This is a genomic window from Streptomonospora nanhaiensis (genome assembly GCF_026642255.1).
GTDB classification, from domain to species: domain Bacteria; phylum Actinomycetota; class Actinomycetes; order Streptosporangiales; family Streptosporangiaceae; genus Nocardiopsis; species Nocardiopsis tropica.
In genome coordinates, this window is the sequence record NZ_CP113264.1 from 1,002,695 (window position 1) to 1,015,834 (window position 13,140).

The window sequence follows — 13,140 nt, forward strand, 5'->3', positions numbered from 1 at the left end:
ATCACGGTCACGTCCCGGCTGTGGAGAAACCCCTGGGAGGCGAGTGTGAAATAGGCCACTTTTAGTCATTCATTTGTGGCCTTTCGTCATTAAAAGCAGACGAACATCCCGAGTGTCATGTTCGTTGTTTTTGACAAAAGTGTGGCGATAGGGGGTGGGATTGCCCTCTGGGGTTTTCGGGTGGCTCAGGGCATTTCTCCCGTATTCCTACCGGAGAACCTGTCTTCCTCGGGTCCGCCCGCGCTCGCGTCCGAGATCAGCACCTCCAGATCCGGGCCCAGGTCCTCCTTCGACATCCCCAGCAGGTACTCGTTGAGGTGTCGGCGGAAGGCGTCCGCCGAGTGCGAGGGCTCCACGTCCTTGCGCCGCGCCAGGGCCACGGTCCGGAGCAGGCGGGGCCGGGCCAGCGGCGTCCCGCGCAGGCCCGGCCGGTTCTTGAGCACCATGCTCGGCACGACGGCCAGACCCAGCCCCGCCTCCACGAAGCGCAGCACGGCGTCCATCTCCCCGCCCTCCACCGCCAGGTCGGGCTCGAAGCCGGCGGCCCGGCAGGCGCGCAGCGTGGCCTCGCGCACGTCGTACCCGCGCCGGAACATCACCAGCGCCCGCTCCCGGAGCTCGGTGATCCGGATCGACGCCCTTCCGTTGGGGGAGGGCTGCGACATCGGGCTCACCACGACCAGGTTCTCCCTCAGGATCGGCGTGGTCGAGAAGTCGGGGTCGCTGCTCTGGAGGGGGAGGATGATCAGCGCCAGGTCCAGCTCCCCCCGTCCCAGGTCCCGGATGAGGTCGCGCGAACCGCTCTCCTCCACCTGGAGTTCGATCCCGGGGAAGCGGGTATGGAAGTGGGCGAGAACATCGGCCAGCAGTCCCGCGCACAGCGAGGGGGTCGCCCCGAGGCGCACCCGCCCGCGACGCACCCCGGCCAGTTCGGCCACCTCCCGACGGGCCGTCTCCAGGTCGGTGAGCATGCGCTGGGCCAGCGGGAGCAGCGCCTCGCCCGCCGGGGTGAGTGTGATGTTTCCCCGGGCACGACTGAATAACGGCGCGCCCAACTCCCGCTCAAGGCTGCGGATCTGTTTGCTCAAGCTCGGCTGGGCGACGCGTGAAAGCTCGGCTGCGCGGGTGAAATGGCGGGTGCGGGCCACGGCGACGAAGTAAGCCAGCTGCTGGAACTGCATGCTCCATAGCCTAAGGCTATGGAGACCAGGGTCCCGATGACTTGGACGTCCGAGTTAACCCGAAATTAAAGTGGCAGGCTGTGGCGAACAGTACCTTGACCAAGAAGCGATCTACGGCCTACAGGTCCACGGTGGCGCTCAAGTCCGCGATGGCGGTCACCGGCGTGATCCTTGTGCTGTACCTGATCGCGCACATGTACGGCAACCTGAAAGTCTTCTCGGGCCAGGAGGCCTTCGACGGCTACGCGCACGGCCTCCGTGAGCTCGGCTATCCGCTCCTGCCCGAGAGCGGCTTCCTGTGGATCGCGCGCATCGTTCTGCTGGCGAGCGTCCTCATCCACATCTACTCCGCGGTGGTCCTCACGCTGCGCGCGCGCAAGGCCCGCACCGACCGCTACCAGGTGAAGAAGCGGGTGCAGCGCACCTACGCCTCGTACACCATGCGCTACGGCGGCATCCTCATCGCGCTCTTCGTGATCTTCCACATCCTGCACCTGACGGTGAACGTCATCGCTCCCGGCGGCAAGTCGGACAGCCCGTACGAGCGGCTCGTGGGCGGATTCCAGCCCGAGTTCTGGTACGTGACGCTGTTCTACCTCGCCTCCGTGATCGCGGTCGGTTTCCACCTGCGTCACGGTGTGTGGAGCGGGATGGCCACGCTCGGCTTCAACAAGGCCAGCCGCCAGGGCAAGATCAACACGGTCGCCATGGCGATCGCCGTGGTCGTGACCGTCGGCTTCCTGCTCCCGCCCCTGGCGGTCACCTTTGGACTGGTGAGTTAATTGTCTGAGAACGACCTGTACATCGAGGGCGCCCCGATCCGGGACGAGAAGGCCCCCGAAGGCCCGATCAACGAGCGCTGGGACAAGCGCCGCTTCGGCGCCAAGCTGGTCAACCCCGCGAACCGGCGCAAGCTCTCCGTGATCATCGTCGGCACCGGCCTCGCCGGCGCCTCCGCGGCGGCGACCCTGGGCGAGGCGGGCTACAAGGTCACCTCGTTCTGCTACCAGGACAGCCCCCGGCGCGCGCACTCCATCGCCGCGCAGGGCGGCATCAACGCCGCGAAGAACTACCGCAACGACGGCGACAGCATCTACCGGCTGTTCTACGACACCGTCAAGGGCGGTGACTTCCGCTCCCGCGAGTCGAACGTCTACCGCCTGGCCCAGACCAGCGTCGAGATCATCGACCAGTGCGTGGCCCAGGGCGTTCCCTTCGCCCGCGAGTACGGCGGCCTCCTGGACAACCGCTCCTTCGGCGGCGTGCAGGTGTCCCGTACCTTCTACGCGCGCGGCCAGACGGGCCAGCAGCTCCTCATCGGCGCCTACCAGGCCCAGGAGCGCCAGATCGCGGCCGGCACCGTCAAGATGAACACCCGCCACGAGATGCTGGAAGTCATCGTCGTGGACGGCAAGGCGCGCGGCATCATCGCCCGCGACATGGTCACCGGCGAGATCGAGACGCACTTCGCCGACGCGGTGGTCCTGGCCACCGGCGGCTACGGCAACGTCTTCTTCCTGTCGACCAACGCCATGGGCTCCAACGTCACCGCCGCGTGGCGGGCCCACCGCAAGGGTGCGCACTTCGCGAACCCCTGCTACACGCAGATCCACCCGACCTGCATCCCGGTCAGCGGCGACTACCAGTCCAAGCTGACCCTGATGAGCGAGTCGCTGCGCAACGACGGCCGCATCTGGGTGCCCAAGGTGGGCGGTGACGACCGGGACCCGCGCCAGATCCCCGAGGACGAGCGCGACTACTACCTGGAGCGCATCTACCCGGCCTTCGGCAACCTGGTGCCCCGCGACATCGCCTCGCGCGCCGCCAAGAACGTCTGCGACGAGGGCCGCGGCGTCGGCCCCGGCGGGCTGGGCGTGTACCTGGACTTCGCGGACGCCATCGAGCGACTGGGCCGCGACGCGGTCGAGGCCAAGTACGGCAACCTCTTCGACATGTACCAGCGCATCACCGGGGAGAACCCGTACGAGGTCCCGATGCGCATCTACCCGGCCGTCCACTACACCATGGGCGGGCTGTGGGTCGACTACGACCTCCAGAGCACCATCCCGGGCCTGTTCGTGACGGGTGAGGCCAACTTCTCCGACCACGGCGCGAACCGCCTGGGCGCGAGCGCGCTGATGCAGGGGCTGGCGGACGGCTACTTCGTCCTGCCGAACACCATCAACGACTACCTCGCGGCCGGCCCCTTCGAGCCGATCGACGAGACCCACCCCGAGGCCGTGGCGGCCAAGGCGGACGTCACCGCGCGGATCGACAAGCTGCTCTCCGTCAACGGCTCCCGCACCGTCGACTCCTTCCACAAGGAGCTCGGCCACATCATGTGGGACTACTGCGGCATGGAGCGCAACGAGGAGGGCCTGCGCAAGGCCATCGAGCTCATCCGCGAGCTGCGCGCCGAGTTCTGGCGCGACGTCAAGGTGCTCGGCACCAACGAGGAGTTCAACCAGGCTCTGGAGAAGGCCAACCGCGTGGCGGACTTCCTGGAGCTGGGCGAGCTCATGTGCATCGACGCCCTGCACCGGCGCGAGTCCTGCGGCGGCCACTTCCGCGCCGAGAGCCAGACCGAGGACGGGGAGGCCCTGCGTCACGACGACGAGTTCGCCTACGTCGCGGCCTGGGAGTTCGGTGGCGTGGACAGCAAGCCCGTACTCCACAAGGAAAACCTGGAGTACGAGTACGTCGAGATGAAGCAGCGGAGCTACAAGTGAACATCACCCTGCGCGTGTGGCGACAGAAGGGCCGTGACGACGAGGGTCGCATGGTCACCTACAAGCTCACCGACGTCTCGCCGGACATGTCCTTCCTGGAGATGCTCGACGTCCTCAACGAGAAGCTCACGCTGGAGAACGAGGACCCGGTCGCGTTCGACCACGACTGCCGCGAGGGCATCTGCGGCGCCTGCGGCGTCGTGATCGACGGCGAGGCCCACGGTCCCGAGCGCACCACCACCTGCCAGCTGCACATGCGCAGCTTCAAGGACGGCGACACCATCACGGTCGAGCCGTGGCGGGCCACGGCGTTCCCGGTCGTGAAGGACCTGGTCGTCGACCGGGGCGCGTTCGACCGCATCATCCAGGCGGGCGGCTTCATCAGCGCCCCGACGGGTACCGCGCCGGACGCCCACGCCAACCCGATCCCGAAGCCGGACGCGGACCGCGCCTTCGACGCCGCGACCTGCATCGGCTGCGGCGCCTGCGTGGCGGCGTGCCCGAACGCGTCCAGCATGCTGTTCACCGCGGCGAAGGTCACCCACCTCGGCATGCTCCCGCAGGGGCAGCCGGAGCGGGCGTCGCGCGTGGTGAAGATGATCAACCAGCAGGACGAGGAGGACTTCGGCGGCTGCACCAACATCGGTGAGTGCGCCGCGGTCTGCCCGAAGGGCATCCCGCTGGACACCATCTCGCAGCTCAACCGCGACCTGCTGGGCTCGCTCAGCAAGGGCATCGGCTAGGCACGACCCCTGCCGGGGGCACACCCCGGTCCGGTCCCACGGGGCCGCACCCCTCCCGGGGGTGCGGCCCCGTTCCCGTGCACGGGTCACCGCCGGGGGACCAGGAGCTTCCTCAGCCGCTCCGCGATCTCCGGAACGTCCACCAGCTCTCCCGTGGTGACGGCGATCACCAGGTCGTAGGACGCATCCTGGTCGACCGGGCCGAAGCCCTCTCCGTTGAGCCGGAGGAACGCCCTGGCACTGGTCCAGGCGAGCCTCTTGTTGCCGTCGGACAGCGGGTGCCCGATGAGCACCGACTGCATGAGGGCGGCGGCCTTCTGCCACAGGGCCGGGTACGCGTCTTCCCCGAACACGGTCGTCTGCGGACGCAGCAGGGCGGCCTGGAGCAGGCCGACGTCCCTCATGGCCGCGGTGGCGGGCAGGACCGCCTGGATGATCACGGTGACGTCGGCCCTCGTGAGGTAGTGCGTCACTCGGCCAGCCTCGCCAGGAGTTCGGCGTCCTCCTGGGCGATGTCCAGGGCGTACCGGCGCACCCTCTCGGTCTGGCGGCGCGCGAGGTACTCCCTCACGGCGAGCACGACCTCGGAGTTCACACTGGTGCCGTCCTCCTCGGCCGCCTCCTTGATGCGGGCGTGCACGTCCTCCGGGAGGCGCAGATTCATGTTCATACGAACACGGTACCCAGGAGTGGTACCGACGAGCGGTACTACCGGGCCCCGGACTCCTGGGCGCGGTGGTGGCGTGCCACCGCGTGGAAGGCCTCCTTCGGCGTCCATGCCGCCGGGTCGTCGGCGGGGGCCCGCACGAGGCCGAACCCCGCCATGTCCAGGTCGTACTCCGGGTCCTCGCTGTGCGGGAACCCGGGCATGGCGAAGGTGAACACGAAGGCCCCCTCCACGCCCCGGTCCTCGTACAGGTCGAGCAGTTCGGTGAGGTAGCGCGCCTGGACGCCCTCGTCGCGCACCGTGCCCCGGCGCAGGCGCGGCGGGTCGGCGAACCAGTTCACGGCGAAGAACGAGCCCGCGCCCCGGAGGCCGGCGCCCTCGTACGCGCCGCACCCGAACTCGGTGACGACGAACGGGCGCCCGGCCTCGTGCACGCGGGCGTCGAGGACCTCCGCGTAGGCGGCGTCGTCGGTGCCCGCCCGGTACAGGTTCGTCCCGGCGACGTCGAACACCGACCAGTCCACCCGCTCCCACCCCGCGGCGCCGTAGGTGAGGGGGCCGTGGAAGCGCTCGCGCGCCACCGCGGCGGTGGTCGCGAGCAGGGTGTGGAGCCTGCGGTTCACGCGGCGGGAGAACAGCCTGAGCAGTCGGGGGCGCCTGATGATCTGGAGCCGGGAGAACTCGCCGGGGCCGGGGAGCAGCCCGCGGACGGTCAGCGAGAACTCGGTGCCGACCATCAGGGTGACCCGGCCCGGCCGGGCGGCGCGCAGCCCCTCGGCCATGTCCGCCACGGCGGCGAGGTGGGCGACCAGTTCGGCGGGCGTGCGGCCGTCGTGCCGGGGGCGCACCCACACGTCGAGGCCGGCGGCCAGGGCGGCCCCGGCCGCCGATTCCAGCTGTCCGACGTCGTCGCCGATCAGCATCACGGCCGTGCAGCGCAGGTCCTCCCGGACGGTGCGCATGTCGCGCTCGGCCAGACCGGCCGGAAGGTGGTCGGTGTGGTACGAGACGCCTCTGATGTTCACCCGGCCATCCTGTCAGCCCCGGAGGGAGGAGAGGGGGCGCCGGCGCCCCCGTCAGGCCGCGGGTGGGCGGACCATGCAGTACGCCGAGGGGGCCCGCGGGTCGCTGAGCACCCGCACCACCTGGAATCCGTACCGCTCGTAGTAGCCGAGGTTCGCGGGGTTCGTCGTGTCCAGGTGGACGGGGACGCCGTCCGCGTCGGCCCTCGCCAGGCCGGCGCGCAGCAGCTGCGAGCCCACGCCCGTCCCGCGGGCCCCGGGGTCGGCGCCCAGCAGGGCCAGGTACCAGTGCGGCTCCTCGGGGACGTCCGCGCGCAGTTCACCCGTGTACCGCGCGATCTCGGGGATCCGGGAGAGGCCGACCAGCCGGGACCAGTGCGGCAGCGACCGCAGCGTCACCGCGAACCCCTCGGGGGCCGCGCCGGGCGGCGCCCACAGGGCCGCGCCCCGCACCACCGGGCCGCGCACGGAGTCCTCGCGGCACTCGGCCACCGTGGTGTAGCCGCTCGGGACGTAGCCGAACCCGGCCAGGAGCGCGCAGGCCCGTGCGGTCCGCGCCATGCGCCGCTCCTCGGTCGGGAAGAACCAGCGGAAGAACGGGTCCTCGTGGAAGGCGCGCCCCAGGAGCCGGGTCACGGCGGGGACGTCGTTCATGTTCGCGGTGCGAAGGGTCCGCGCCGCGGCTGCCGTGGGGCTCACGGGGGTGCCTCTTCCCTCTCACGGGACTCCGGTCAACGCTCATGGTAGATCCCGCGAACATTCCGGGTGCGGCGTTTTCCGAGGAAGTCCCCGACCGCCCCGCGGGCCCCGCGCACGGTCCCCTCCGGCCCCGCGGAGGCTCAGGAGGGGTCGCGGATCAGGTAGTAGTGGGTGCCCGCGTCCTGACTCTCCACCTCGCGGGACACGCGGAAGCCGAACCGCTCGTAGAAGCCGACGGTCTTGTCGTCGAGGGTCTGGGTGAACACGGGGATCCCCTCGGAGTCCGCCCGGTCCAGGCCGTCGGAGAGGAGGCCGCCCGCCACACCGGTGCCGGACACCACGGGATCCACGCCCAGGGTGGCCAGGTACAGGTGGGGTTCCTGGGGAGCGGCCAGCTTCCACTCCGCGAACACCCGCACGAACGCGGTGAGGCGCGCCCGGCCGATCAGCGGGCCCCAGTGGGGCCAGGTGCGCAGCGAGACCAGCTGCCCCTCGGGGTTGGCCTCGGGCGGCGCCCACAGGGCCGCGCCCCGCACCACCGGCGCGGACTCCGGGTCGTCCCGGGTCTCGGCGACCCGGGTGCCGCCGGCGGGGACGTAGCCGAACCCGGCGGTCAGGGCGAAGAAGCGCCGCGTCTTGGCGATGCGGAGTTCGTCGTCGGGGAACAGCCAGCGGAAGAACGGGTCCTCGTGGGCGGATCTGCTCAGGACCCGGGCGATGCCGGCGACGTCGTCCATGGTGGCGGGGCGGGCTGCGGAGGTGACGGTCGGGCTCATGCGCACTGCTCTCTGGTAGGGGGCGGCCTCACGCACATGGTAGATCACGGAACCATCACGGCAGCGCCTCGGCGGGTGTGGCGCAGGCCTGTCCGGACACCGGCTGGTCGAAGACGTGGGCCCGCACCCAGGCGTGCATCGCGATCGCGGCCGCCGCGCCGGCGTTGATCGACCGCGTCGAACCGAACTGGGCGATCGACAGCACCGCCCGGCACACCTTCCGCACCTCCTCGGACAGCCCCGGACCCTCCTGCCCGAACACCAGGACGGCGTCCCTCGGCAGCGGGTAGGTCTCCAGCGGCACGGCGCCCGGCAGGTTGTCGATCCCGATCAGGGGGAGCCCGCGCTCCTCGGCCCACGCCACCAGGGCGTCCGTGTCGGGGTGGTGGTGGACGTGCTGGTAGCGGTCGGTGACCATCGCCCCCCGCTTGTTCCACCTGCGGCGGCCGACGATGTGGACCGCCGCGCACCCGAACGCGTTGGCGGTGCGTACGACCGAGCCGATGTTGAAGTCGTGCGACCAGTTCTCCACGGCGACGTGGAAGGGGTGGCGGACGGTGTCGAGGTCCGCGACGATCGCCTCGCGCCGCCAGTACCGGTAGCGGTCCACGACGTTGCGGCGGTCGCCCCCGGCCAGGAGGTCGGGGTCGTAGTGGTCGCCCTCGGGCCACGGTCCGGACCAGGGGCCCACACCGACCTCGCGTGCCTCGTCCTCGCCGTTGCCGTCGGGCGCGTCGGACGCGACCGAGGAGGGGAGGGTGGCCTGGGGTGCGGGATGCTCGTTCATCCGTTCCAGCTTACGAACCCCCGGCGCCTCCTCGGCGGGGCGCCGCCGTCCCCTCGGCCGCCGCTCCGCCGGCCGCTCTCGGGGCGATCACCGGGTCTGTGGCCGGATCAGGCCCTCAGCCGCCGCTCCGCGGGCCGCTCTGCCGGCTCCGTGCGACGAGGAGGGCCGCCGCGCGCCAGCCGAGCATGGCCGCGGCCAGGAACAGGGACGTGACGACGACGAAGCTGAACGGCGCGCCCTCGCCGGTCAGCAGGCGCAGCACCATCCCGCCCGCCACCGTCACGGCCCACACGAACAGGCCGACCGGCCAGATCCGGTCGGGGGCCCTCCAGCCCAGGGTGACCGCCCACCCCAGGACCGTTCCGGCCAGGAACGGCCAGGCCGTGCCCCAGATCCCCGCGAGGGCGGTCCCGGACTCGTGGTCGACCCTGCCGATCACGACGAAGACGAGCACACAGACCAGGTCGGCCGCGAAGGCGAGCGGCGCCGCATACGAACGCATGCCACCAGGCTAACGGGCCGGCCGGAACCGTTGCCGGTGGGGTGTGAGGGCCCCTGACCTGGGTGGTCCCGTACCCGGAGCCGAACCTCGCCCCAGGGGCAAGAGCACCGGGAGGGGGCCGCCAACCCTTCCGGTCAGTACGATCGGGACCCGCCCCCGGCCCGCCGGGCGGGGCCGCGGCGCCCGCGGAGCCGGCCCGTGCGCCGGGCGGGCGGAGAAGGGCGAACCCGCCCGGCCCACGGGGCATCGACATAGGAGGGGACGGCCCCGGGGCCGACCCCGGACCGTCCCGGACACACCCCCACCGAGTCACAGATCGGCCGTGGAATGCCCCCTTCACCGCTCCCCGCGGACCCCGCGCCGCCCCCCGGCCTCCCCGCCGGGGTGCACCCCCTCACCGCCGGCGAACCCCGCCGGGTGGGCCCCTACCGCGTGGTCGGCCGGATCGGCTCGGGCGGCATGGGCACGGTGTACGCCGCACTGGACGACCACGACCGCCCCGCCGCGGTCAAGCGCGTCCACCGGCCCTTCGCGGCCGACGCCGAGTTCCGTGCCCGGTTCGCCCGCGAGGTCGCGCTGGTCCGCCGGGTCAGGTCCGCCGGAGTGCCGCGCTTCCTGGGCACCGACACCGGCGCGGAGGTGCCCTGGCTGGCCACCGAGTACGTCGCGGGCCCCGTCCTCCACGAGCACGTCGGGCGCTGCGGCCCGCTCACCGGGCCCACCCTCACGGTGTTCGCGGCGGATCTCGCGGAGGCACTCGCGGCGATCCACGCGGTGGGCGTGGTGCACCGGGACCTCAAGCCGGGCAACGTCATCCTGTCCTCCGACGGGCCCAAGGTGCTGGACTTCGGCATCGCGCGGGCGGCCGAGGAGACCGCGCTGACCCGGACCGGCGGCCTGGTCGGCACCCCCGGCTGGATCGCCCCCGAGCAGTACGCGGGCGAGGACGCCACCGACCGCTCCGACATGTTCGCCTGGGGCGCGCTCGTCGCCTTCGCCGCCACCGGCCGCCACCCCTTCGGAGCCGGGGGGACGGACACCACGGCCTCCCGGATCCTCCACGACCCCCCGGAGCTCGGCGGTGTCCCCGCCGGGCTCCGGGAGCTCCTGGCACGCGCCCTCGACAAGGATCCCGCGCGCCGGCCGGGGGCGGCCGGGGCGGCCCGGGAGGCCGTGGCGCTCCTGCCCGCCCCGGAGCGGACGCCGGGCGGGGCGCGCGGCCGGTCCGACGCCGCGGACGCCGCGCGCCGGGCGTGGACCGGGGTCCGGGCACCGGAGCCCGGGATCGACGAGTGGAGCCGCCACGCCCCTCCCGCCCGGCCCTGGCCGTTGCGCGGGCGCCGCCCGGCGGTGATCGGCGCGGCCGCGACCGTCCTCGTCCTCCTGGCCGGTGCGGGGGCCGGCGTCCTGGCGTCCTCCGGGGGACCGGAGGGGGAGCCCCCCACCGGCGGCGGGGAGGGCGTCCGGACCGCCGGGTCCGGTGCGGCCGCCGGCGCCGAGGACCTGCCGGAGGAGTACCGCGACCTGTACGAGAACGGGCGGATGACGGTGGCGCCCCACGCGGGCCCGGGGGTCGTCCGGAGGCTGGAGCCCGCGCCGGGCGAGCCGGGGGAGGGGCTGGACCAGCTGCGCGTCACCTTCACCGATGCCCGGTACGTCGGCTCGGAGACGGCCGGGTTCGAGTTCACGGTCGGCGTCGAGTACCTCCCCGCGTTCGGCAGCCTGCGGATCGACAACAAGGACTTCGTGCACACCGAGGAGGCCGGGGCGGTCGGGGAGGGGCCGGAACTGGCGTTTCCGAGCACCGCGGGCGTGCTCGCGGAGGTCTCCCCCGAGGACCCCGAGGCCGAGTTCACGGTGACCTTCCTCGGCGGCGACCGGAGGGGGGTCGTCTACTACCTGCCGGACGGGGCCGTGGACGACGGGGACCCGGTCTCCTGGGGGCAGCCGGGCGGGGTCTGCTACGAGGCGGTGACGCCCGAGGTGCCCGGGCTGCCCGAGTCCGTCACGCTCGCCGCGCACGAGCCCCCGGACGACGCCGCCGCGCACAGCTGCGCCTTCACGGGAGAAGCGGAGGACCTCGGATGAAGCACGGAGGCGGAGGACACGGGGTGACCGCTGCCCAACCCCCCGCGTTCGACCGGAACCGCCTCCCCCACGGCGTCGATCCGCCCGCCAAGGGGGATCCGGAGACCATCGGTTCCTACCGCGTCGTCGGACGCGTCGGCACGGGGGGCATGGGCGCCGTCTACGCGGGCGTCGACCCGGCCGGGGGCTGCGCGGCCGTCAAGGTGATCCACCCGCAGTTCGCGGTCGATCCGGTGTTCCTCGCCCGGTTCGCCCGCGAGGTGGACCTCGTGTCCCGGGTGCGGGCGACGTGCACGGCGGCCTTCTACGGCGCGGACGTCCGGTCGCCGACCCCGTGGATGGCCACGGAGTACGTGCCGGGGCGCACGCTGCGGCAGCACGTGCGGGAGCGGGGGGCGTTGGACGGCGGCCTCCTGCTGGCGCTCACGGTGGGGCTGGCGGAGGCGCTCGCGGCGATCCACGCGGCGGGCGTGGTGCACCGGGACCTGAAGCCGGGCAACGTGATCCTGTCGCCGGACGGGCCCAAGGTGCTGGACTTCGGCATCGCGCGGGCGGTCGACGCGACCGCGCTGACCCGGACCGGCGGCCTGGTCGGCACACCGGGGTGGATCGCCCCCGAGCAGTACGCGGGCGAGGACGCCTCGGAGCGCTCCGACATGTTCGCCTGGGGCGGGATGGTCGCCTTCGCCGCCACCGGCCGGAACCCGTTCGGGACCGGGAACCAGGAGGCCCTGATCCACCGCACCCGCAAGGAGGAGCCCGACCTGGACGGGGTCGCGCCCGAACTGCTGGACCTCGTGCGGCGGGCGATGGACAAGGACCCGGGCCGGCGTCCGACCGCGGCACAGGCGCTCGCCGAGCTCACCGGGGGGTGGAGCGCCACCAGGGTCCGACCGGCCGGACGGGAACTGCCGACCCTGGTCGTGCCCGACCTGATCGCCACCGAGTGGAGGGGCGTGGACGCGCCCGGGACGCGTCGGGTACGGCGCTTCCGCACGGGGAGGGCGCTCACCGCGGTCGGGGCGGCACTGCTGGTCCCGGCGCTCCTGGCGGTGTGGATGTTCGCGCGCCCCGATGCCCGGGACGACGGCGGGACGGCGGGCGGGACGCCTCCCGGCCAGGAGGGCTCCGCCCCGACCGCCGACACGGGGATCTCCGTGGAGGACGGCCCGGGGAGCGTCGCCAGGGCCGTCGACCTGGCGCTGGGGGCGTCCAGCTTCGACGCGTACTCGAGCACGGTCACGAACCAGCCGGGCGGATACCCCACGCGGTTCAGGTACACGGAGGACCCCCGGCCCCTGTACCAGCGCACCTCCTGGGGAGGCCCGGCCCTCAACGAGCTCCTGGTGGTCGGAGAGGGGCCGGACGACACCGTCCACCGGTACACCCTCTACGACACGGAGACCCAGGGCTTCCCGGACCGGGGCTACTTCCGGGGCGGCGAGGGCCTCGGGATCGACCCCGACCGGGGTGCGCTGGTGGAGGACCTCGCGTGGATCGCGGAGTCCGGCGCCGATGTGGAGTACCTGGGCGAGCGCGCGCTCCCGGTCGGCGAGGACGACACCACGGAGGACGTGGCGGACCTGAGCGGGCTGGTCGGTCGGACGGGACACCACTACAGCGGGTCCTACACCAGGGAGCTCGTGGACACGTACGACGACACGAGCTACGGGGAGCACGACCACACCTTCGAGGTCTGGCTGGACGGGGACGGGTACCCGCTGGTCTTCCAGAAGTACTACGAGTGGGAGGACCCGGGGTGGGACCCGGTGCCCACGACGACCACGGTCACGTATGTCTCGTTCAACGAGCCGGTGGAGATCAGGGTCCCCGGCGAGGACGAGATCGCCGGGTCCCAGGCGGAGGCGGTGGAGCCCCAGTACTGACGCCGGGTCCGGCCCGCACCGTGCGCGCCCGGGCCCCGGCACGCGTATCGCCGGGGCCCG

General features: G+C 72.4%; 13 protein-coding genes. 5 read left to right on the forward strand and 8 right to left on the reverse strand.

From position 1 onward, the window contains the following. Positions 1 to 185: 185 nt before the first annotated feature. Complete coding sequence (locus tag OUQ99_RS04515) at positions 186 to 1,181, reverse strand: LysR family transcriptional regulator (protein ID WP_267948165.1); 996 nt, start codon at positions 1,179 to 1,181, stop codon at positions 186 to 188. 131 nt (positions 1,182 to 1,312) lie between these two features. Here OUQ99_RS04515 and OUQ99_RS04520 point away from each other — a divergent pair, with 131 nt between their 5' ends. Genes OUQ99_RS04520 through OUQ99_RS04530 form a run of 3 tightly spaced genes read left to right on the forward strand, consistent with a single transcriptional unit; the run spans position 1,313 to position 4,653 of the window. After that, the gene (locus OUQ99_RS04520; protein WP_267950250.1) at positions 1,313 to 1,963 is read left to right on the forward strand and encodes a succinate dehydrogenase cytochrome b subunit; all 651 of its coding nucleotides are present in this window, start codon (positions 1,313 to 1,315) and stop codon (positions 1,961 to 1,963) included. Next, entirely contained in the window at positions 1,964 to 3,910 is a 1,947-nt protein-coding gene (locus tag OUQ99_RS04525; protein ID WP_267948166.1) for a fumarate reductase/succinate dehydrogenase flavoprotein subunit, read from the forward strand. Then, entirely contained in the window at positions 3,907 to 4,653 is a 747-nt protein-coding gene (locus OUQ99_RS04530) for a succinate dehydrogenase/fumarate reductase iron-sulfur subunit (protein WP_267948167.1), read from the forward strand. Before OUQ99_RS04525 ends, OUQ99_RS04530 begins: the two co-directional genes overlap by 4 nt. An 86-nt stretch (positions 4,654 to 4,739) precedes the next feature. On the opposite strand, the gene OUQ99_RS04535 is transcribed toward OUQ99_RS04530, so the two are convergent. The 7 genes from OUQ99_RS04535 to OUQ99_RS04565 form a co-directional block, all read right to left on the reverse strand. Then, positions 4,740 to 5,126 (reverse strand): type II toxin-antitoxin system death-on-curing family toxin, encoded by a 387-nt coding sequence (locus OUQ99_RS04535; RefSeq protein WP_267948168.1) that lies wholly within the window; start codon positions 5,124 to 5,126, stop codon positions 4,740 to 4,742. Continuing rightward, positions 5,123 to 5,323, reverse strand: coding sequence for an Arc family DNA-binding protein (locus tag OUQ99_RS04540; RefSeq protein WP_267948169.1), 201 nt, complete (start codon positions 5,321 to 5,323; stop codon positions 5,123 to 5,125). Before OUQ99_RS04540 ends, OUQ99_RS04535 begins: the two co-directional genes overlap by 4 nt. A gap of 38 nt (positions 5,324 to 5,361) precedes the next feature. Next, a complete protein-coding gene (locus OUQ99_RS04545) occupies positions 5,362 to 6,345 on the reverse strand; it encodes a hypothetical protein (RefSeq protein WP_267948170.1) in 984 nt (327 codons plus the stop codon). Positions 6,346 to 6,396: 51 nt separating this feature from the next. After that, complete coding sequence (locus OUQ99_RS04550; RefSeq protein ID WP_267948171.1) at positions 6,397 to 7,041, reverse strand: GNAT family N-acetyltransferase; 645 nt, start codon at positions 7,039 to 7,041, stop codon at positions 6,397 to 6,399. A 140-nt stretch (positions 7,042 to 7,181) separates the two neighbouring features. After that, positions 7,182 to 7,817 (reverse strand): GNAT family N-acetyltransferase, encoded by a 636-nt coding sequence (locus OUQ99_RS04555; protein ID WP_267948172.1) that lies wholly within the window; start codon positions 7,815 to 7,817, stop codon positions 7,182 to 7,184. 55 nt (positions 7,818 to 7,872) lie between these two features. Further along, the gene (locus OUQ99_RS04560; RefSeq protein WP_267948173.1) at positions 7,873 to 8,604 is read right to left on the reverse strand and encodes a TrmH family RNA methyltransferase; all 732 of its coding nucleotides are present in this window, start codon (positions 8,602 to 8,604) and stop codon (positions 7,873 to 7,875) included. A gap of 115 nt (positions 8,605 to 8,719) precedes the next feature. Further along, positions 8,720 to 9,106, reverse strand: coding sequence for a DUF3054 domain-containing protein (locus tag OUQ99_RS04565; RefSeq protein ID WP_267948174.1), 387 nt, complete (start codon positions 9,104 to 9,106; stop codon positions 8,720 to 8,722). 327 nt (positions 9,107 to 9,433) lie between these two features. Between OUQ99_RS04565 and OUQ99_RS04570 the strand changes: the two genes are divergently transcribed. After that, positions 9,434 to 11,194: a serine/threonine-protein kinase gene (locus OUQ99_RS04570; protein WP_267948175.1), complete on the forward strand. Its 1,761-nt coding sequence runs from the start codon at positions 9,434 to 9,436 to the stop codon at positions 11,192 to 11,194. Positions 11,195 to 11,217: 23 nt separating this feature from the next. Then, positions 11,218 to 13,080: a serine/threonine protein kinase gene (locus tag OUQ99_RS04575; protein ID WP_267948176.1), complete on the forward strand. Its 1,863-nt coding sequence runs from the start codon at positions 11,218 to 11,220 to the stop codon at positions 13,078 to 13,080. The last annotated feature ends 60 nt before the right edge of the window (positions 13,081 to 13,140 follow it).

Coding starts and splice junctions, on each gene's coding strand:
- OUQ99_RS04560 (WP_267948173.1), bottom strand. CDS start 8,604: ATGAACGAGCATCCCGCACCCCAGGCCACCCTCCCCTCCTCGGTCGCG.
- OUQ99_RS04540 (WP_267948169.1), bottom strand. CDS start 5,323: ATGAACATGAATCTGCGCCTCCCGGAGGACGTGCACGCCCGCATCAAG.
- OUQ99_RS04515 (WP_267948165.1), bottom strand. CDS start 1,181: ATGCAGTTCCAGCAGCTGGCTTACTTCGTCGCCGTGGCCCGCACCCGC.
- OUQ99_RS04555 (WP_267948172.1), bottom strand. CDS start 7,817: ATGAGCCCGACCGTCACCTCCGCAGCCCGCCCCGCCACCATGGACGAC.
- OUQ99_RS04565 (WP_267948174.1), bottom strand. CDS start 9,106: ATGCGTTCGTATGCGGCGCCGCTCGCCTTCGCGGCCGACCTGGTCTGT.
- OUQ99_RS04570 (WP_267948175.1), top strand. CDS start 9,434: ATGCCCCCTTCACCGCTCCCCGCGGACCCCGCGCCGCCCCCCGGCCTC.